This window comes from Brucella pecoris, assembly GCF_006376675.1.
GTDB lineage: Bacteria > Pseudomonadota > Alphaproteobacteria > Rhizobiales > Rhizobiaceae > Brucella > Brucella pecoris.
Genome location: NZ_VEWK01000006.1, coordinates 108,314 through 127,985, shown reverse-complemented (window position 1 = coordinate 127,985; position 19,672 = coordinate 108,314). Strand labels below are relative to the sequence as shown.

Genomic DNA, 19,672 nt, shown 5'->3' with positions numbered 1-19,672 from the left:
AATTGCGATGACGCGCATTTCGGCTATGAGGGGTACACCCCCTCCTACAATAGAGGATGGTGTTCACCCTTCTGCCAGTTTTCCTGACGAGGCGTCGGGCATTAGCCTGTCGCTCTAATGGGAGGAACGTATATGAGAATAGGTCTTCTCGGGCAGTTTGGTTCCGGCAACACCGGTAATGACGGTTCGCTGGAAGCTATGCTGCAACTCTTGCAGCGCAGATGTCCCGATGCTGAACTCGTTTGCATCTGCTCCAAGCCAGACGTCGTCACACAGACCTTCGATGTTCCGGCCCAGCCCGTCGCCCAGCCTGATCCGTCAAACTGGCTACTCAGGATAATCAACAAGGCGCTGTTGCATTTTCCCCGCCGAATAGTCGGCTTTTTCTGTGCGCTTCTGCTTGCGTCTCAACTGGATCTCATTGTTGTGCCGGGCACCGGTATACTGGATGATTTCAACGAGAACCCATTCGGCTGGCCCTTCGCAATGTTACGATGGTCCCTGGCGGCAAAAATTGCCAGCACGCGTCTGATTTTTGTGTCGATCGGTGCCGGACCAGTCGCACATCCATTGAGCCGGGTCTTCATTCGTTGGGCTTCCGTGCTGGCGGCTTTCCGTTCCTATCGAGATCAGGTTTCCCATGATTTTATGAAACATCTGGACGTAAACCCTGCTCAGGATTTCGTCAGCGCAGACATCGCCTTTGCTCTACCAACGGTTCCGGATGAACACCGGGTCAGCTCGGATCAATGCGTGGGTATCGGCGTGATGATCTATCGCGGATGGAGAAAGGATGAGAAGGACGGTGATGCCATCTACGGTGAATACCGCGCCAAGATGACGACGCTGGTAAAAAGACTGTCGGCTGATGGCCGCCAAGTCCGTCTGCTGATCGGTGGTAAGGGCGATATAGAGGCGGCACGCGATATACTGGAGCGGCTTTCCCCGGCGGAAGCGGATAATGTCGTGTTTGAACCGATCGCATCCCTGCATGAGCTCATGCAGCAGATCGCCAGGACGGATGTCGTTATCGCCAGTCGCTACCATAACGTCGTCTGCGCTCTGGCTATGAAACGCCCAACAATCTCGTTGGCTTATGCAAGCAAGAACGATGCATTGTTGCTCGATACCGGGCTTGAAGCATTCTGCCACCAGATCGAAAGCTTCGATCCCGCAACCATCCTCTCCCAGGTCGACCTTGCTTTCGAGCAACGCGCAACATTGATCGGAAAAGTGGAGGCCGGAGTGGAACGTTATCACAACCGGCTGGCGAGGCAGGAAGAAATTCTCCTCGCCACTTTTCTCGAAACTGGCCGGAGAGCGGCTGAACCCGCAATTCAGCCACCGCGTGCGGTTCGCCAGACGGATCGTTTCAACAGATAATCGAAGGGCGGCATGACTGCCAGCAATGGCTCCCGCTTCAGCGCGAACGCCATCAGCGAACCGGCCACCTTCGGCCGCCGTGCCAGATTGGAGATCGCAGACCAATAGGCGCGCTTCGTCAGGCAGTCCTGAACCATTGCAAACAACCGATGCTGCTGCGGCAGGCAAGCGCCCTCATGATCGAAAAAAGACCGAAAGCCAGCTTCGAATTCCCGATTCCAGGACAGAATACCATTCACCGTCGCCGATTGGTTCTGGGAGTGCGAACGCGCAAAAGCCTGGGTCTGGCTGGTTGAGGCAATAGAACCGCGCGTGGCAATGCGCAGCCACATTTCCAGATCGTCCGTATGAGAAAGCGACGTGCGGTAATAACCCACCTCTTTCTGGATCGCGGTTCTTACGACTGCTGTCGGGCCCGTAATGGGGTTGAACGCATGTCGGCAGGCAAATTCTATGAACTCCTCCCCAGACCATCTCCTCCAATCGCCCGATGCGGGCGCGGCAGCGGTCAGGTTTGGGCTTGGCTCGCTGTCTTCGGCTTTTATCCGGCCCGTCGCACCATGCGCGAGATGAACGTCCGCATATTGCGACAGCACGCCTGTTGCCCTCTCCAAAGCACCGTGCGCCAATAAATCATCCGAACACAGGATCAGGAAATATTCGGATGCAGCCCAGTCTATGCCCTCGTTGAACGAAGCATGTGGCCCCAGATTTTTCGGACGGAGCAGCAACTCGACACGGCTATCGCTGGCCGCAAGCCCCTTTGCTACCTCAACACTGTTGTCGGTAGAGGCATTGTCGATGATGAGTAGACGGATATTGACACCCGATTGCAGCAATACGCTGTTGGTACAGGCGGAAAGATAGCGACCGTAATTGAAATTGGGAATGACAACGTCGATGGTCGGCTGTTCCAGTTTGCATTTGTCCATGACAAGCCATCCTATTCTGCGGGGGTCGAGGCCGACGAGTGCACACGCCGCACCCAGAGCTTTCCGAAAATCCAGCCCAGCACCGGTGTGAGCTCAGCGGCGAAGGGATGCCGCACCAGGAACACCGCGCCCAGCCAACTGAACGCCGCGATGAAGCCCATCGAAACGCCCGTGGTCCAAGGAATTTCCAGCGAGAAACCATTAACCGCAACCATTGCCAGCGGTATGGCCAGCGTAAACAGGGTAACCAGTCCGCTCTTCAGCAACGCCCGTCCAAGCACGGCGTAGGAGAAGGCTACATGCCTGCGCACGAATACGATGGCTATGACCATCTGTATCGGCAGGCTGATGAACTGACCAAGTGCAACGGCAAGCAGACCATAAAATGCAGCGGTACTGATAACGGTGAGCGCAATCAATCGCGAGATCAAATTGGACAGGAAAGCCTCACGGTTGGCACCCAATGCCATCAGCAAGGGATAGGTCAGGATTGCCGGGAACCAGAAAAGACAAGCAAGGCTCAGGATCGCTACGATCGGTGCCGCTTCGGACCAGCCCGGACCAAGAATGATGTGCACCGCCGGATATGCAAGCAGCGCGAGCAGTGCCTGTGCTGGCCAGTAAGCGACTGTAATATAGGACAAAGCGCGGATATAGGACTGGCTGATGTCCGCGCCGGAGCGAACCTGCGCCGACAGCATCGGGAATGCGACAGTAAAAACAGCAGAGAGGATGATGCGATCGGGCAAACCGCTCAGCGTATCGGCCCGGTTGTAGATTCCGACTGCCGATATGGGCATGAAGCGCCCGAGCAGCAGTTGCGGAAGCGTCATGCAGATCTTGTTCAGCCCGGCATTGCCGCCAAGATAAATCCCGAACCTCCAGGCCGTGTCGAAACTGGCCAGTGATGGACGCAACAGACTTCCTAAAGGATGGATCGCGACAGCCAGCCCCGTTGTCATCAGCGCGCTTGCCAGCAGCCCGAAGGCAAAACACATATGCCCGAAACCAAAGAAGGCCATGGCAATGGTTACCAGTGCACCCAAACCGGATCCTGCAGTGCGGATGCGCGCCAATGTTCCAAAGGCCATTTCACGCCGCAGCAACGCGACCACCGGCAAGGAGAGGCTTTCGACCAATGCTGCGACAATCGTGATGCTAAGAAACAGCTTCAGTTTCGGATCATTATAAGACTCGGCGAAATACCCCAGTGTACAATAGAGGATCAACGATAGCAGAACCGTCACACCCATCAGAAACGTAAGGGAAGTCTGGACGTCCTGATCGCGCACCTTGTCGATCTTTATCAGGAACTCGGGACTGGCGAATTCGCGCAGCGAGAACACTATTGCCGTAAGGCTCAAGCCGATTACGCCCATTCCGGTTTCGGCTGGCCCCAGAATACGAGATACAGCAGCGACAGTCACAAAGTTGAAGAGCAGTCCTGCATACTGCTCAAGCGCCGCCATGAGAAACCCTCTGCGACTGCCATTCATGATCCGCTCCAACGCGTATTCTCTGGCACGGTCAGCGTCTTCCGCATCACCATTTCGTCCCCCAATTACAGCAGCACGGGCAAAAGCGTCCGCAGGCGCAATTTTCCAGACCGCGTACAGAATAGTCCTTTGTCACCGGCACGAAATGTCGCCCTTGGTGTTAGCACCTGACCTGAAAGGAGTATGCGGCACGCTCTAAAGCCAAGTCGTGGACAGCAGCGTCAGTGCGTAAAAATTTCCAGAGTTTGATCTTTGTGAACGCGCCTTGGAGGAGACATGACGAGTCTTTCCTGGATAACGCTTCTGGCCTTCGCTCTTTCCGTTGCTTTCTGCCTCGGTTTTCGCGGGCTGGCACGCGAATGGTATCTCATCGACATCCCGGATGCCCGCAAGAGACACGATGGAAACGTGCCCCTTTGCGGCGGCATCGCCATTTTTCTCTCGTTTTCCGTAGCCGCGTTTCTAACGCTCGGCATTTCAGGCCATGCGAATGCCATGACCCTCGTACCGGGCCTTGTGCTTATCCTCGTCACCGGCGTTCTCGACGACCGTTTCAACCTGCCCGTCGCACCGCGCCTCGCAATCCAGTTGCTTGCAGCCCTCCTGATAATAGGCATTGCTGGCGTCCGGCAGATTTATCTCGGACTTGCACCCGAAGGCATCGAGCCGTCTGTGATGCCCGCCCCGGAAATGTTGATGCAGGTTCTGACCGGGCCGCTTTTCCTGATTATCGCGCTTGCCTTCATTGTCGGCCTCGTCAACGCGGTCAATATGAGTGACGGCGTTGATGGACTGGCGGGCTCGGCAAGTGCTGCCGCCTTCTTCTGGCTGGCCGTCATCGGTTTCGGTGTTGGCGAGCATCGCATCGGGTTGCAGGCGCTTGCCCTTGCAGCCGCATGTCTCGGCTTTCTCGTCTTCAACATGCGGCATCGATGGCGTGCAAAGGCAAGCCTCTTCCTTGGTGACGGCGGCAGCACATTTCTCGGTGCGGCCCTTGCGGGTTTTATCCTCATTCTTGCGAGCGGACACGCCGCTGTCGCCTTCCCCATCCTGATCTGGATCGTCATCGTTCCCGTCATCGATACGCTGAGCCTGATCGTGCGTCGTATGTCTGTACGCAGAAGCCCGTTTTCACCGGACAGACAGCATCTGCATCATCTGCTTATGGATGCGGGACTTTCCTGCGGACAAACAGCCGTAGCGATTATGGCGCTCAACCTCATGGCCGGGGCCATCGCCTATATCGCCATCCGGCTCGACATACCGGTCTGGCCGATGCTTCTCGCGCTGGCGATCCCGGCCGCAATGCACACGTTTTTCGTACTGCGCATGACCAGAGGTCCGCGTCAGGCCGTTGCGGCTTCGATGGCTGAGGGCAATTCGAACACCAAACCGAACATCACTTATCCCGGGGCAACTTCATGAACGTTTCCGTACTCATCATGACGCTGAACGAAGAGGTCAACCTGCCTGCCTGCCTGGCTTCGCTGGATTGGTGCGACGATATCGTCATCCTCGATTCCTACAGCAGCGACCGCACGGTCGAAATCGCAAAGGCGGCAGGCGCTCGCGTTTTCCAGCGTGCCTACGACACAGAAGACCGTCAGCGCATGTATGGCATCACGGAAATCAAGTTCAAGCATGACTGGGTTTACACCCCGGATGCCGACGAGATCACACCGCCGGACCTGCGCGATGAGATGCTGGCAATCGCCTCCGACCCCAAACGGCCTGAAGTCTTCTTCAAGGCGCGTTACAAGAACATGTTCATGGGGCGGTGGATCCGCCATGCAAGCCTCTACCCAACCTGGATTACCCGACTGGTAAGACCCGACCGGGTACGGTTTGAACGCTCCGTGCATTCACGCGCCAGCGGCGGGCCGGAAGGCGCCTTGCAGGCCCATTTCATCCATTACAGCTTCAACAAGGGCCTCGAGGCCTGGTACGACAAGCACAACCGCTATTCTTCCGCAGAGGCTGACCTATCCGCCTCGCGCCTGCTCGAACGCAAGATCGACTGGGGCGGCATTCTCTCGACGGTTCCGGAACGGCGGCGGCGCGCATTGAAATCGCTCTCCTATCACATGCCGTTCAGGCCGGGCTTGCGCTTCCTCTATATGTATCTGCTGCGCGGCGGCTTTCTCGACGGCAAGCCGGGTTATCTCTATTGCCGTCTGCTTTCGGCTTACGAATTTATGATTATCGTCAAGACGGAAGAACAACGCCAGCGTCAGTCCGCGCTCCACGGAAACTCCCCGTCCGCCAGGCGTTCTCTGGAAGCCGAAGCACCAGAACGGCGTTTGACATGATGATGTTCATCATTCTGCCGTGTGCCGTTCTGTTCGGGATTGCCGCTATGTTCTTCTCGGAGCCGGTTTTGACCTTGCAGGATGATGGCGGCAGAGCGGATGTGATCGTCGTCCCCGGTGGGGACGGCCCACCCCGCGCCGCACAAGCTGCCCGCCTCTGGAAGGAAGGCCGCTCGCCCGTGATCCTCGTCACCGGCGACGGTGATTGCCTCTTCAACAAGCGGATCATGATACGTAAAGGCGTGAAGCCGTCGGCGATTTTCGTGGAGTGTCAGTCAGGCAGCACATGGCAGAATGCCCGATTTTCAGCACCCGTCCTGCGCGAAATAAAGGCCAGAAGCGCCCTGATTGTGACCAACTGGTATCATTCGCGCCGCGCCATAGCGAGCTTCCGCGCCGCCTGCCCGCAGATGCGCTTCATCTCGTCTCCCATCGGCGGCGATGACGGTCGTCCCGGTTTTCCGGCGACACAGGCAGATATGGAGCTGGTCGCCAAAGAATATGTAAAGCTCGGCTGGTATCTGCTTTCAGGCCGCATCTTCCCGCACGATCTATCCACGAGCGAACCGGCGCCCGATCTTTCAGATGTATGCGCCGCAGCGGGAATTACCCAATGAATCTTTCGCTCACCTGGATTTTCACAGGCTTCGTCCTCTGCTTTCTGGCTGGCGGCCTCTTCTTTCGTCCAGAACGAATGTATCAGTTTCCGTTCCTTGCTGGCGTGATGACCTTCGGTTTCCTGCTGCCGCAATTGCCCGCCCTCGTATACGATCAGTTTCTGCCTTCCGGCGCCTATGCCAAGACGATGATCATGGGCATTCTGTCGTTTGCAATGCTGGCGCTCGGTTGGCGCATGGCGAAAAGGCCGATCGGATTTCTCAGCGTGAGCTTCAGCGAGCGCAGGCTGATATGGGCCGCAGCCGGCCTGTCGGCTTTCGGTGCCGTGTTCTATTTTCTCTTGAGCCGCCTGCCCGGTGATGTTTCCATCGGCATGCAGATGACCGGTATGCCAGTCGTCTATCTCTTCTTCGCGCAGCTCATGCCCTATGGTCTGGCCATTGCAGTGCTTTGCTTTGTGCGTCGGCCCTCATGGTTTGCGCTGGCAGTCATCCTGTTCGACCTGGTCTTCTATTTCGACCGTATTCTCGTTACCGGAAAGCGCGCAGAGGCCATCCAGCTTGTCCTCATGTTCCTTCTGCCCCTCTGGTTCTACCGACGCATTGTCATACCTCGGACAGTCATGGCAATCGGCATTCTGGCTGGCACTTTTCTGATGACCAGCATGGGAGATTATCGTCAGGTAACGCGCACGGATGCGAGCTTCGTTCTCGATGAGATTCTGGAGATCGACTATGCAGCCAATTTTCGCAGCACCCTGGAGCGCGGCGGCCCGGAAATGCGCAATGCCGTGCAACGTATTGATGAAATTGATCGTCGGCTGGAGTTCGACTACGGCAAGTATCACTGGAACCGTATCATCTTCACATTTATTCCCGCGCAACTCGTGGGTGGTGATATCAAGGAAGCGCTCTATCTCGATGTCCCCGAACCCGGCCGGGATTATAATCCGCTGACGGGCACGACAGAAACGGGACTGGTCGATGCATTCTCGTCATTCTGGTATTTCGGCGCCCTGAAATTTCTGCTGCTTGCCTGGGCCATGCGCAGGCTTTGGGAAACCGCGATGGCGGGCGAGATGCTGGGACAACTGGTCTACATGCTGTCCATCGTTCCGGCCATGCATTCCATTTCACACCACACGGATTGGGTGGTGCCGGTCTGGATTCACATGTCATTATTCCTCATTCCCATTCTGTCGTTCTGCGTCATCCGCAATCGATCAATCCAGCTCCCGCTTCCGCCGTCACAAAGTGGTTCCATGATGATCCGGGGCCCCAGTCTTCAGAAAGGATGGCCATCATGACCGTGACGTCGGACAGCGAGATGCCGCTCGCCAGAGAAAATGGCCATTCTTGCCAACAAGAAGGCATTGCCGGCAGAATGAGCGCGTCACGCCCCCTTGAGGGCGGCGCGACCTTCACATTGGGACACCGCATCCAGCGTCTGTGCTGGCAGGCGAGCTGGCTCGTGCTGGCGGCGTGGACGCCATCCTTCCTATGGCGCTGGCGCGGCGCGGTGCTGCGCATCTTCGGCGCGAATGTTCACAGAACAGCTATCGTGCGCGGCAGCGCACGCATCTGGTGGCCGGGCAATCTGACCATGGGTGCGCATTCGTCACTCGGACCGGGCGCGCTTTGCTACAACGTTGCCCATGTGACGCTTGCGCCCTTCGCCATTGTCTCGCAGCGCGCGCATCTTTGCACAGCGGGGCACAATATCGATCAGGCCGATTTTCCGCTTACCGCGGCTCCTATTCACATCGGGCCATATGGCTGGGTTGCGGCTGAAGCCTTCGTGGGACCGGGAGTAAGCATTGGCGAAGGCGCCGTTCTCGGCGCCCGCGGGGTCAGTTTTCGCGATATGGACCCATGGATGGTCTATGCCGGCAATCCGGCAAAGCCGGTGCGGCCAAGACGAAAGCCCTAACAATCAGGAAGTGGGAACGGACCGGAGCGCCTTGCGGCTCGCAACGGCGCCGGTTTCTTGTGGCTGAAAGCTCTGATAGGCTGCAATCGTCTGAAGTGCGATACGCTGCCAGGTATAATTATCCCGTACGAGTTTGGCACCGGCCATACCCATTCGTTTCGCACGATCCGGGTCTTCGAGAATCCGTTCAAGCGCTGAAGCCACGGCCATCGGATCGAGCGAACAGACCACACCCGCACCGGCTTCGGCAACTTCCGGGAAATGGCATGCATCGGTAATAGCCACCGGCACACCACAGGCGAGTGCCTCGGTTATGGCAACGCTGAAGCCTTCCTGACGGCTCGGCAGGCAGAAGCATGCCGATTGCTTCAGAGCGGCGATCTTGGCCGGACCGTAGAGCCCGCCTGTCATGTGCACCCGCGCATCAAGTCCGTATTGACGAATACGCTGGCGGAATTCTTCCTCGGCCCCACCGTCGGGGCCCGCGACCACCAGATCCACGTCCGGAAACAAAGGTGCAACCCGACGAAAGGCATCGGCAAGGATGTCGAGCCCTTTCTTGTAATGAAGCCGCGACAGAAACAGCACATATCGCCGCTTCGGCAAACCGTGAACGACGATCTTCCCGTCACCCTCGACTTCACTGAGAAAAATACCGTTCGGGATAATCATCGACGGCGGCTTCAGACCAAGAGGCCGCATCAAGTCGATCTCGTCTCCGTTCAGCGCATGAATAAAGACCGCGCCGTCAAGCATTCGTCGGAAACCGAGCTTCAGGGCAAACTTTTTCTTCCAGGCGCTCTGCTGCATGCTCCAGACATCGAGCATGCCGCAACAGCATATGCAGTAAGGCACGCTATAGCTACGGCATAACACGGATGCACGCAGGAGGTTCGTCTCCCATACGCCATGCAGATGCACAAAATCCGCATTACGGATCAGACCGGGCATCGCCTGCGCAGCACGATAGCCGAGCAGCATCTCAGCCGTATCGGGCATGGGCAGAAGCAGTGTCCGCACCATCTCGAAACCGGGAATTGACGCCGTCGCGGTTATGGCTCGCCGATTGATTTCGTCATTGCTGTAACTGACGATCGTCACGTCATGACCAAGCGAGGCCTGCGCCGCCGCCAACCGCACAACCACGGCCTGCGGGCCGCCTTTGGCCGGATCATAAGAACCGATGACGTGGATGATGTTCATACCGGCTTTTCCTGAAAGATTGCTGATACCAGCCGTTCGCCATAACGCGCTAAAGTAAAGTCAGCCGCGCGTTCGCGCGCATTTTCCCCCATCCGTTCCAACATCAACGGGTTGCCTGCCAGTTCCTGCAGGATTTCGGTTGTCTCCCTGACATCACGGATGGGCACGATGTAGCCATCGACACCGTTGCGAACGACACTGCCTGTATTTTCGGTGCAAATGACCGGTAGCCCTGCGGCCAGCGCTTCATAAACGGAGATCGCCGACCCCTCGCACAAAGATGGCAGCAGAAAAACATCGGCCCATTCAAATTGCTGGCGCATCTCACTGCGCGGAATGGGGCCTGTCAATTCGACGGACGCCGCAAGTCTGGCCCGTGCTTCTGGCAACAAGTCCAGCGGGCCGACCATCCGGAACTCTACCTTCCCGGCCAACTGGCGGGAAACCTCGCCGACATATGGCGAGCCTTTGCGCAATCCGACTGCCCCCACGGTCAGCACGCGTAATTTACCCGGAGCCCGTGCTTTCCGCTCGATTTGAAAGCGCGTGTCGACCCCCGTCGGAACCATGACGACCTTTTCCAGTGCACAACCTTCTTCAATCACGTGATGGGCAACAAAGGGCGAAGGGCACACGACCACATCGGCCAACTGCCATTCGGATCGTTCACGCTCGGCAAAAGCCTCTGCATACCCGTCGTTCTCCGCCGGCAACTGCCAGCCCGGATTCAACAATTCCTCTTCATACCCAAGCTGTTCGACGATAGTGCGCGGCGCAATCACCTGATCGACGGCCGTCCAGAGACCCATTTTTCGTGCCGCCGACAGCACTTCCATAGCCTCACCACTGAAAGCATATACCCCGCCTGCCCCATGAAATCCGCCTCCGGCCACCAACCGCCCAAATGTCTCCCCCGCCCATATTGCATTGGCGGTGGATTTCGGGCCGGTCTGGTTGGCTAGCCTGCGCACTGCTGAATGCAATCCGAACCCTGGGAAACTCGTCATCTGTTCCAGCGGGATGCCCTGGGGCTTGCGTCCAACCAGTCTCCGCACAGAAGATGGCAGTGCCGTAGGAGGCAAATTGCTGAGAAAACGCGGCCATCCCTGAAAAGCGCATATATCCGTATAGAAATGCGCCAGTTTTTGATTGCTCGCAAAAATACGCGGGACTGCATAGTGCCGCCGCGCACCCAACTGGCTGACGACAACCGACCCGTCCATCACAGTTCCCTCGGCTGGAATTGCCGATCGAGAACCGGCATGGCTGCGGGTGCGGCCTTTTCCTCAAGCCGCGAAACGGCGGATTGCCACACGGCTGCACCATATTCGCGCGAATAGGCCGTTTCCATCAGGTAGCGCGCATTATTGCCCATCGACATGCGCCCCACGGGTGAATGACGCAGATGAAGGATCGCATTGACCAGCGCGTCGACATCGCCCGGCCTCAGCGCCACGCCACATTGAAAATCGCGGACAATCGTGCCGATTTCACCCTGTGTATCGCCAATGAAGATGGTCGGCCGGGCTGCGGCAAGCACGCCATAGAACTTGCTGGGCACGATGCAATGTTCCAGCTCCGGCTTCAGGGAAACCAGGTGAACGTTGGCCGCACCAAGACTTTCGGAAAGCTTTTCCACGGGCTGGAACGGTTTCATCATCACATTGGTCAGTCGCCGTCGTTTAACTTCGCTTTCGACGAAGCCCCGCTGCTGCCCCTCGCCTATCATCAGAAAGACGATGCTTTTCATATGCCGTAGCCGTTCGGCAGCATCGAGAACCGTCTTGAACTCATGTGCACGCCCGAAATTGCCCGAATAACCGATGACGAATTTCCGACCGAGCCCCCAGGCACGGCGCAGAGGATTTTGCCCCGGTTCCACCGGAACGATTTCGTTGCGGTCAGCCCAGTGGTGAACCACGCTCATGCTTTCCGCCGGTATGTCCCTTGTCGAAAGATAATGGGCCATGCGTTCTATCGGACAAATGGTCAGCGCGGACTGGCGCATCGACCAGTTGCGCAGGATCATGGCGAGCTTGCCGGAAACGGTGTCGGACTTGATGAGTCCAAGTTCAATCGCCGTTTCAGGGAAAAGGTCCATCACCCAGTTGACCAGCTTCGCCCCGCGCAGGCGGATCGGCAGCGCCGCCGAAACAGACAGAAGCGGTGGATCGGTACAGACCACACAGACATCATCCTTGCGGGCATTGGAAGCAAACCAGGCCGCGGCCGACAGATGGAAGGTCGCATAGTCGACCGCGCGCCCAACAAGCTTGCCGCGACCGAAGCCCGAGGTCCATATGCGATGCACGTCGATGCCGTCGATAGTCTCGCGTGCAGGCAAGACGTCCTTTCGCTTGTCGTGATAGCTGCGGCTTGCGAGCACTGTCGTTTCGATGCCCTCGCGCGCAAGCGTATGGGCAAGGCTCGTCACCATCCGACTGGTGGCCGACTGGTCCGGGTAGAAGTAACGATTGGCAAGCACCACACGCATGATTTCGCTTCCTATTGCTTGATCCCGTTGAAACGAGCATCGCAACTGCGCGACAGATAGCGCAAGGAACACAAAGGCATGGCTTGCACCGACAGCGGGCGAACCGCCTACCTCTTTGGGTGAAACCGGCCATACCGCACGCACTCCAAGCCTCATCCGAAGAGGGGTGCTGCGGCCCGCGATTGCCGTTTTGGAGCCGTTCTGCCTGCGCAGGAAATCGCTAACATGGTTTCATCAGAACTCTGGTTGGAGGCAAACCCTTGCAGGAGAAAACGGCTCTCATCGTCGGCGTAACCGGACAGGACGGCGCTTATCTAAGCGAGCTTCTGCTCAATAAAGGCTATCGCGTGCATGGTCTGAAACGGCGGTCTTCCTCGTTCAACACGGCTCGCATCGATCACCTCTATCAGGACCCCCATGAGGAGGACATTCGTTTTCGCCTGCATTTCGGCGACCTGACGGATGCAACCAATCTGTGTCGTGTCATTCAGGAAGTGCGGCCCGACGAGATTTACAATCTCGGCGCCCAAAGCCATGTGCAGGTGAGTTTCGAAACGCCGGAATATACAGCCAACGCCGACGCGCTCGGCACGCTGCGGCTGCTCGAATCCATGCGTATTCTGGGGCTCGGCAAGACATGCCGTTTCTACCAGGCTTCCACATCGGAACTCTTTGGCAACAGCTCACCCCAAGCGCAGAACGAACAGACGCCGTTCGCTCCGCGCAGTCCTTACGCGACGGCAAAGCTCTATGCATACTGGACGACGGTGAATTACCGGGACGCCTATGGTTTCCATGCCTCCAACGGTATCCTGTTCAATCACGAAAGCCCGCTTCGCGGCGAAACCTTCGTCACCCGCAAGATCACCCGCGCCGTCGCGGCAATCGAACGCGGCCTTCAGGACAAGCTGCGGCTCGGCAATCTCGATGCCCGCCGCGACTGGGGCCATGCCCGTGATTATGTCGAGGGTATGTGGCGCATCCTGCAGGAAGACACTGCAGACGATTACGTGCTGGCGACCGGCGAAACGCATACGGTGCGGGAATTTGTCGAACACGCTTTCAAGGCTGTCGACAAGGAGATCGAATGGCATGGCGATGGCGTGGAAGAGATTGGCCGCGACCGCAAATCCGGCAATTGCCTGATCGAGATCGATCCGCGCTATTTCCGTCCAAACGAAGTCGACTTCCTTCTCGGCGACGCTTCCAAGGCAAAAAATCGCCTCGGCTGGCGGCATACGACGGGCTTCGACAATCTCGTTACCGAGATGGTCGACTGGGATTTGCGCAACATCATGCGGGAGGTTGGACGCAATGACTTCTACGGCTGAAATCACGCCTGTCCCCGTCTATTCGCTTGACGGCAAGAAAGTATTCATTGCTGGGCATACGGGCATGGTCGGTTCGGCCATACTGCGTCGCCTGCACGGCACGAATTGCGACATCATCACCGCAGCGCATAGCGCTCTCGATCTGACCCGGCAGGGACCGACGGAGAATTTCATCAGCGGCCGCAAGCCGGATGTCATCATCATCGCTGCCGCCCGCGTCGGCGGCATTCTGGCCAATTCGCAATATCCGGCGGATTTTCTCTATGACAATCTCGCCATCGGCATGAACATCATTCGCGCTGCGCAGCAGAACGGCGTCGAGCGCCTGCTGTGGCTTGGCTCAAGCTGCATCTATCCGCGCGACGCGGCCCAGCCTCTGACAGAGGAAGCCTTGTTGACGGGGCCTCTGGAAGCGACCAACGAAGCTTATGCCATCGCCAAGATTGCAGGGCTGAAATATGCTGAGGCCTGTGCATGCCAATACGGCAATCATTTCATGACGGCGATGCCGACCAACCTTTATGGTCCAAACGACAATTTTGATCCCAACAGCTCGCATGTCCTGCCAGCACTGATCCGAAGAATCCACGAGGCCAAGGTGCGAGGGATCGACCATGTCACGCTTTGGGGCAGCGGCAAGCCCTTGCGGGAGTTCCTCCATGTGGACGACCTGGCCGATGCCTGCCTGCACATGCTGCGCTTCTACGACGGCACTGAGCCAATGAATATCGGGACTGGTGACGAAATCTCGATCAAAGAGCTGGCACTGACCGTCGCTGCGGTTGTCGGTTATGAAGGTCGTTTCGAGCATGATCTCAGCAAACCCGACGGCACCCCGCGCAAGCTCCTCGATACATCGCGGATGCGGGCGCTCGGCTGGAAATCACAAATTCGTCTGGAGGACGGCCTGCGTGAAGTCTATCGTGATTGGTTGGAGAAAACCGCCGATCCTGTCGCGGCTTAAAAATGCCCCCGGAAAAGCGAAACCCGCTTTTCTGATTAAGGCGCGACGTTTCTCTTCGACATTTTCAATCCGGGATAAGTCTCCTCAGCTTCCCTCGAGCTGGGGAGACGCGCAGCGTTGTCTCGAAGCAGGAGGAGACACAGCGCCTTCCTGGACCTAAAGCATTTCCAGCAAAAGTGCGAAACGGTTTTGCGTAGGACAATGCGTAAGAACAAAGAATTAGAGCAGTTCCAACGCTTCAATTTAAACTGGAAATGCTCTAGGAGGGCGAGCCGCCGATCCTGCTCATATCCAGTTCGACGCGCAGGATGTCGCCCGGCCTGATTTCTGTGCGCTCATCGGCGGTGATATCCTGGAAATTGCCGTTGACATTACGGCTGATCGACAAGACCAGTTTCTGGCGCAAGGTCGACGACGAGATATTACCGGACGACTTGGCGATCTCAGCCATACTCTGGAGTTGTGAGTTACTACGATGCTCCATGCGGGCGATGTTGAGATCGATATCCTGCAAAGTGGTGGCCGCTTCGCTCTTACGGATTTCGTCCAGATTGGCGATACGCTGCTGCATGGCGAGCTGGTTCTGCCTTGCCCGCGCGAGAAAGGAAGCAAGCTCCAGCGCAGCACGCCGTGTAGCCGACAAATCGCGCTCCATGTCGCGAAGATTGGATTTTGCCGCAAGGCCGCGATCCACCAGCGACTTGCTGGAATCCACGTTCTCCTGCAATAATCCGATTTCGGCATCGTGCAGTTTGATACTCTGCTGCAGAGTCTCAATCTCATCGCCATAGCTTGCTACCTGCGCCTCAAGCGCCTTACGTTCGGCGGCAAGATTATTGCGGCGAACGTTGAACACAGTCTTTTCACCTTCCAGCATCTTTTGCGTCAAGGCCACCGTTTCCTTGTTCGCGGCTGCCTGCTCCGGCAGGGCGTAGTTGAACTCCGTGCCGTTGAGTTCTGCCTCGAAGCGCGCGCGCCGGATTGCCATGGCGGTTAGCTGGAGCTGCAGATCCGCATATTCCTGCTGCGCGGAAATAAGCTGCATGCCAGCGGTCAGGGCCGGAGATTCAGCTTTTCCCGCTCCGCCACCCAGCGCCATGAGTTCAAGCACCACCATGCCGGGCCGAAACTGGTATTTACCCGGTACTTTCACATCACCGACGACAAACACCGGCGCATACTGATTGATCGTTGCGGTGACAGTCAGTCCCGGAATGTGCTGGGATAGTGATCCCGCAATCTTCTCGCTGATCTCATTGGTGGTCAGCCCGTCTACCGGAATGTTACCTACGATCGGATAGCCAATATTGCCGTCCACATCGACAGGATAGAGCCCTGTGAGAGACGGTTGTCCGTAGACGGTTACCTGAAGCACATCATTGGCGCTAACACGATAGGGTTGCCCATCCGCAAGCGCCCCGAAGCCTCCGCCAAAGAGCAGAAGCCCCGAAAGCACTGTTGCGCGAAGATATTTGCCACGACCGCTGATCGCTTTATTTGACATGATCTGTGCCCCTTTAAGCCTGCTCTTGTGCGCCGTCCGCAGCCGGTTTGCGCCGCCGCGAGAACATGGCGCCTATGCCCTGTCGTGCCTTCCGCAAGCCCAGCCCGCAAAGCGCGATGGAGAGCGTTATCCAGCCGCGATAGGAAGAAGAATTCTGATTGACCACCGCAAGCGCGGGCTTGCGTCCGAAAGATGCCATCGTCTGTATCAGCGCATTGGCCGCATTCTGGTCCTGGCGGTCAGACTGCACCACGAGAAGCGCCGTATCCGTTGCCCGTGACAGGAGAACCGAGCGCTTGTCTTCCATGACTGCCGGAAGGTCCACGAGGATGATCTTGTGATCGGATCGCAAATGGGCAATCAGTTCGGCCAGCCAGTCCCCCTGGCGCATCTGTCTGTTGGGTGTGATGATATCGATCCCCGAACCATGGTCGTGCACGAGCGTTGCGCCGGCAAGCGGACGCCCGGTGGACACAACGCTGTGATCACTTTGCGGAACCCCGAAGGCCTCAGACAGGCCCGACCGCTTGTTCGTCGCATCGATAACCGCAACCGTTACACCGGTCGCGGCGATCTGCTGCGCGAGCGCGGTGATCAGCAAGGTCTTTCCCTCTCCATCGAACAAAGAGACAATGGAAAGCGCAAGTGAATCCCGACCGCGTGTCAGCACCCGCAGACGCTCATGAACGGATTTGATCGCGCGACCGAAAGGGCTTGCCGGATCAAGGCCGCGATTGACGAGGAGCGGCACGGTGAGCTGCGACGGAACCGGAAGCAGTGTTGCCGCCGGAATGCCCTGCAGCACCAGAGATGCCGTCTGCGCGGGTCTGATCTTGTCGAAGGTTTCTTTCAGCACGGTGCCTGCAAGGGCAATCAGCCCGCCCAACCCCAGCCCCAGCAACAACCAGTTGGCGAGGTTCGGACTTGCCTTTGCCATTGCCGGTTCAGCAGGAGAAATCATTTGAGCTTCGGGCGCGGCAATACCGTCCTGTTCGATGAGCTGCTTGAAGCGCGTCAGATAGCTTTCATAGACCGTGCGGCTGGCATTGGCCTCACGATCGAGCTGCACAGCCTTGACTTGTGCCTGATTGGCTTCGGCAAGGTCGGCTTCCGCGCTCTTCAACGCATTTTCCAGGCCGCTGCGCCGCTGGTGCGCGATCTGGATCTCATTGCCGAGGCTCTTGACGATTTCACCGACCTGGTTCGAAATCTGCTGTTTCAACGCTTCCTGTTCAGCCTTCAGCACCGGAATTTCGGCGCTCTTCAGCGCCCCATTCGACTGCAACTCGTCAAGCTGGCGCTCGACACGTGCAGCTTCGCTGCGCAGGGTCTGAATCGCGGGCGAAGCCAGAACTTCAGTCAGCGCAGGCGCCTCATCGTTGTTTTTCAGTTCTTCTGCGGTACGCAACCGCGCTTCCGCGAGTGATACCGCTCCCGTCGCGGCAACGATCTCGTTATTCAGTGCCGCCACCCGCTGGGCCTGAAAGCTGATCTGTCCCTGATCACCGGCAAGCTTCGATTTCTGTCGGAACTCTTCCGCAGCTCTTTCAGCGCTTTCAAGATCGCTGCGCAAGGTAACCAGCTTCTCGCCAAGCCATTCGCTGATACGCCGCGTGGCCGATTGTTGCACGTCGATCTGGTGATCGAGATAGGCGGTAGCAAAGGCGTTGGCGACCTGAGCCGCATAAACCCGATCGGAAGCACGGTATGAGATGAAGATCGTATAGGAGCGTCCGTCATTGGTGACCCGCAGCCGCGAAAGAAGAAGATCGATCTGCTGGCGTTCCCGCATAGCAGGATCGACATCGCGTGCGCCTTTTGCCTGCGAACCTGCATCGGGAGCGGAAGACAATACCGTGCGCGAACGGAATTCCGTTGGCACGACAATGTTTTCCGCTTGCAGGATGTCGATGACCTTGCGCGCCATCATGCGTGAATTGATGATGTCGAGTTCAGAGCGCAGAACCGGGCTGTCCTGCGGCAATGGCGTGATCGCGCTTTCATTCGGAAGTGCCTGCAATCGCCGCATGTCCAGCACCAGCACGGACTCCGAAACATAACTGACCGGCGCGGTAAGATAGCCTGCGAAGCCGACGCCAATGCCTGCAAGCACCGGCACGATCAGCATCATTCTTCTACGTTTTATAGTGTCGAGCAGGTCAGCAACCGGCTGCCGCCCGTTTGCTGATGAAACGTCGGAGATAATCACCAAAATTCTCCTTTACGGAATAATTCAATCCGCCGGCCGGCGGCTCCCGCCAAAGCATTTCCAGTTTTCCCAAAACATTCAAAATGCTCTATCTATTCGCTTTTGCGCATGCCTGGACCCCAAGATCGGTTCCCGCTTTCGGGAGACATGCGCTGATCTCCGTTCCGCCCTACTGCAAATCGGAAAAGGATGTTTCCGATGGGAACAGCTCGTTGATGATACAAGCCACCTCGGTGCGGTTGGACGCCTTCAGCTTCTTCATAATGTTGCGGATATGAACCTTCACGGTGCTTTCCCGCAGCTTCAGTTCATAAGCGATGATCTTGTTCGCCTTGCCCCGGCGCAGCGCATTGACCACTTCGGCCTGACGCTGGGTGAACATGCCGCCCAGAGGTTGCAGGCGCTGCGAATTCGGATCGGTGGCATGACGCAGAGCGAGCACACTGCTGGCCGGAACAAAGGTTCCTCCCGCCATGGCGAGACGCAATGCTTCAACACAGACATTCACATTCACGGATGTTGGAATATACCCCTTCACGCCATGGTCGAGCGCCTTGAGCACCTGTGAGATTTCCTCCTTGTCAGCCAGAAGAATGACAGGCGCCGGAGCGCAATCGGTGACGATGCGATTGAGATAATTGCCAACAGTCGGGTCCGAAACCTTCTGACCGCCGATGTTGAAAAGCACCGCGCCCGCCGTGCGGCCGCGACGTTGATGCTGCCACTGTTCGAACGAGCTGAATGTGGCAATCGCCATTTCGATGCTGTGGTTCGTCAGTCCATGTGCGAGGCATTCGCGATCCAACGCACGGTTGTCTATGATGACCAGTAGCGGCAGCATACTGTCGCTCGGCTGTTCAGGTTTAAAGGAAGCGTCTTTTGATGCCCCAAAGCCGTTATTCTTTAATTCACTCGTCCTGCTACTGAATTGTGGAGAAATGTTCATTTGCTCGCCCTCTAATCCGACTTATGCGCATGAACCCATTGCTTGCACGTCACAATCAATGAAGCGCATCGGTTGCCTGTTTTATTTATCTTCATGAGATCTAGATAAAACCCCGGAAGCAATTCTTGTTTTTGTTCTTAATTTGATAAAAAGACTGCCCGAAATTTCTTTGAGTGTCATTAACCTAGATTAAGGGGTTCGGCAAAATATGGTTTAGGCGAAGCTAAGATATATACCCAATTAGTGGTAGAAATTACTACCTTGCCAAAACAATTGCCCTCGCTGAAACTCTTTTGAAGCCCAATCTCTTGGGGGATGAGCTGGGGAAACGAATCGCGGGGGCCAGACTTAAAA

16 protein-coding genes are annotated in these 19,672 nt (G+C 57.1%); 8 read left to right on the top strand and 8 right to left on the bottom strand.

All coding sequences use genetic code 11. The features are described 5' to 3' along the window. Nucleotides 1-132: 132 nt before the first annotated feature. Nucleotides 133-1,383, top strand: coding sequence for a polysaccharide pyruvyl transferase family protein (locus FIB18_RS13055; RefSeq protein WP_140021129.1), 1,251 nt, complete (start codon nucleotides 133-135; stop codon nucleotides 1,381-1,383). Here FIB18_RS13055 and FIB18_RS13050 read toward each other — a convergent pair. Beyond that, nucleotides 1,338-2,315 carry a glycosyltransferase family 2 protein gene (locus tag FIB18_RS13050; protein WP_140021128.1) on the bottom strand — a complete coding sequence of 326 codons (978 nt, stop codon included), beginning with the start codon at nucleotides 2,313-2,315 and terminating at the stop codon, nucleotides 1,338-1,340. The genes FIB18_RS13055 and FIB18_RS13050 overlap by 46 nt on opposite strands. An 11-nt stretch (nucleotides 2,316-2,326) precedes the next feature. Continuing rightward, nucleotides 2,327-3,811 carry an oligosaccharide flippase family protein gene (locus FIB18_RS13045; protein ID WP_140021127.1) on the bottom strand — a complete coding sequence of 495 codons (1,485 nt, stop codon included), beginning with the start codon at nucleotides 3,809-3,811 and terminating at the stop codon, nucleotides 2,327-2,329. A 276-nt stretch (nucleotides 3,812-4,087) separates the two neighbouring features. Here FIB18_RS13045 and FIB18_RS13040 point away from each other — a divergent pair, with 276 nt between their 5' ends. The 5 genes from FIB18_RS13040 to FIB18_RS13020 are packed head-to-tail and all read left to right on the top strand — an operon-like array spanning nucleotide 4,088 to nucleotide 8,667. Then, the gene (locus FIB18_RS13040) at nucleotides 4,088-5,236 is read left to right on the top strand and encodes an MraY family glycosyltransferase (protein ID WP_140021126.1); all 1,149 of its coding nucleotides are present in this window, start codon (nucleotides 4,088-4,090) and stop codon (nucleotides 5,234-5,236) included. Next, nucleotides 5,233-6,120: a glycosyltransferase family 2 protein gene (locus FIB18_RS13035; RefSeq protein WP_140021125.1), complete on the top strand. Its 888-nt coding sequence runs from the start codon at nucleotides 5,233-5,235 to the stop codon at nucleotides 6,118-6,120. The genes FIB18_RS13040 and FIB18_RS13035 overlap by 4 nt, the downstream gene beginning before the upstream one ends. After that, complete coding sequence (locus FIB18_RS13030) at nucleotides 6,120-6,737, top strand: YdcF family protein (RefSeq protein ID WP_407921859.1); 618 nt, start codon at nucleotides 6,120-6,122, stop codon at nucleotides 6,735-6,737. The genes FIB18_RS13035 and FIB18_RS13030 overlap by 1 nt, the downstream gene beginning before the upstream one ends. Then, complete coding sequence (locus tag FIB18_RS13025) at nucleotides 6,734-8,044, top strand: hypothetical protein (protein WP_140021123.1); 1,311 nt, start codon at nucleotides 6,734-6,736, stop codon at nucleotides 8,042-8,044. Before FIB18_RS13030 ends, FIB18_RS13025 begins: the two co-directional genes overlap by 4 nt. Nucleotides 8,045-8,064: 20 nt before the next feature. Then, on the top strand, nucleotides 8,065-8,667 hold the full coding sequence (locus tag FIB18_RS13020; protein ID WP_140021240.1) for a putative colanic acid biosynthesis acetyltransferase: 603 nt from the start codon (nucleotides 8,065-8,067) through the stop codon (nucleotides 8,665-8,667). Nucleotides 8,668-8,670: 3 nt separating this feature from the next. On the opposite strand, the gene FIB18_RS13015 is transcribed toward FIB18_RS13020, so the two are convergent. Genes FIB18_RS13015 through FIB18_RS13005 form a run of 3 tightly spaced genes read right to left on the bottom strand, consistent with a single transcriptional unit; the run spans nucleotide 8,671 to nucleotide 12,364 of the window. Then, on the bottom strand, nucleotides 8,671-9,870 hold the full coding sequence (locus FIB18_RS13015; RefSeq protein ID WP_140021122.1) for a glycosyltransferase: 1,200 nt from the start codon (nucleotides 9,868-9,870) through the stop codon (nucleotides 8,671-8,673). Further along, the gene (locus FIB18_RS13010; protein WP_140021121.1) at nucleotides 9,867-11,093 is read right to left on the bottom strand and encodes a glycosyltransferase family 4 protein; all 1,227 of its coding nucleotides are present in this window, start codon (nucleotides 11,091-11,093) and stop codon (nucleotides 9,867-9,869) included. Before FIB18_RS13010 ends, FIB18_RS13015 begins: the two co-directional genes overlap by 4 nt. Next, entirely contained in the window at nucleotides 11,093-12,364 is a 1,272-nt protein-coding gene (locus FIB18_RS13005; RefSeq protein WP_140021120.1) for a glycosyltransferase family 4 protein, read from the bottom strand. Before FIB18_RS13005 ends, FIB18_RS13010 begins: the two co-directional genes overlap by 1 nt. A gap of 260 nt (nucleotides 12,365-12,624) precedes the next feature. On the opposite strand from FIB18_RS13005, the gene gmd reads away from it, so the two are divergent. Together gmd and FIB18_RS12990 are read left to right on the top strand one after the other, a co-directional pair. Beyond that, the gene (gene gmd, locus FIB18_RS12995; RefSeq protein WP_140021119.1) at nucleotides 12,625-13,695 is read left to right on the top strand and encodes a GDP-mannose 4,6-dehydratase; all 1,071 of its coding nucleotides are present in this window, start codon (nucleotides 12,625-12,627) and stop codon (nucleotides 13,693-13,695) included. After that, nucleotides 13,679-14,659, top strand: a complete 981-nt coding sequence (locus FIB18_RS12990; protein ID WP_140021118.1) for a GDP-L-fucose synthase family protein — start codon at nucleotides 13,679-13,681, stop codon at nucleotides 14,657-14,659. Before gmd ends, FIB18_RS12990 begins: the two co-directional genes overlap by 17 nt. A 259-nt stretch (nucleotides 14,660-14,918) precedes the next feature. Here FIB18_RS12990 and FIB18_RS12985 read toward each other — a convergent pair whose 3' ends face one another. From FIB18_RS12985 to FIB18_RS12975, 3 genes are all read right to left on the bottom strand, one after another. Beyond that, entirely contained in the window at nucleotides 14,919-16,163 is a 1,245-nt protein-coding gene (locus FIB18_RS12985; RefSeq protein ID WP_140021117.1) for a polysaccharide biosynthesis/export family protein, read from the bottom strand. 13 nt (nucleotides 16,164-16,176) lie between these two features. Continuing rightward, nucleotides 16,177-18,372, bottom strand: coding sequence for a GumC family protein (locus FIB18_RS12980; RefSeq protein WP_140021116.1), 2,196 nt, complete (start codon nucleotides 18,370-18,372; stop codon nucleotides 16,177-16,179). 169 nt (nucleotides 18,373-18,541) lie between these two features. Then, nucleotides 18,542-19,318, bottom strand: coding sequence for a response regulator transcription factor (locus tag FIB18_RS12975; protein ID WP_105544595.1), 777 nt, complete (start codon nucleotides 19,316-19,318; stop codon nucleotides 18,542-18,544). Nucleotides 19,319-19,672: the final 354 nt, after the last annotated feature.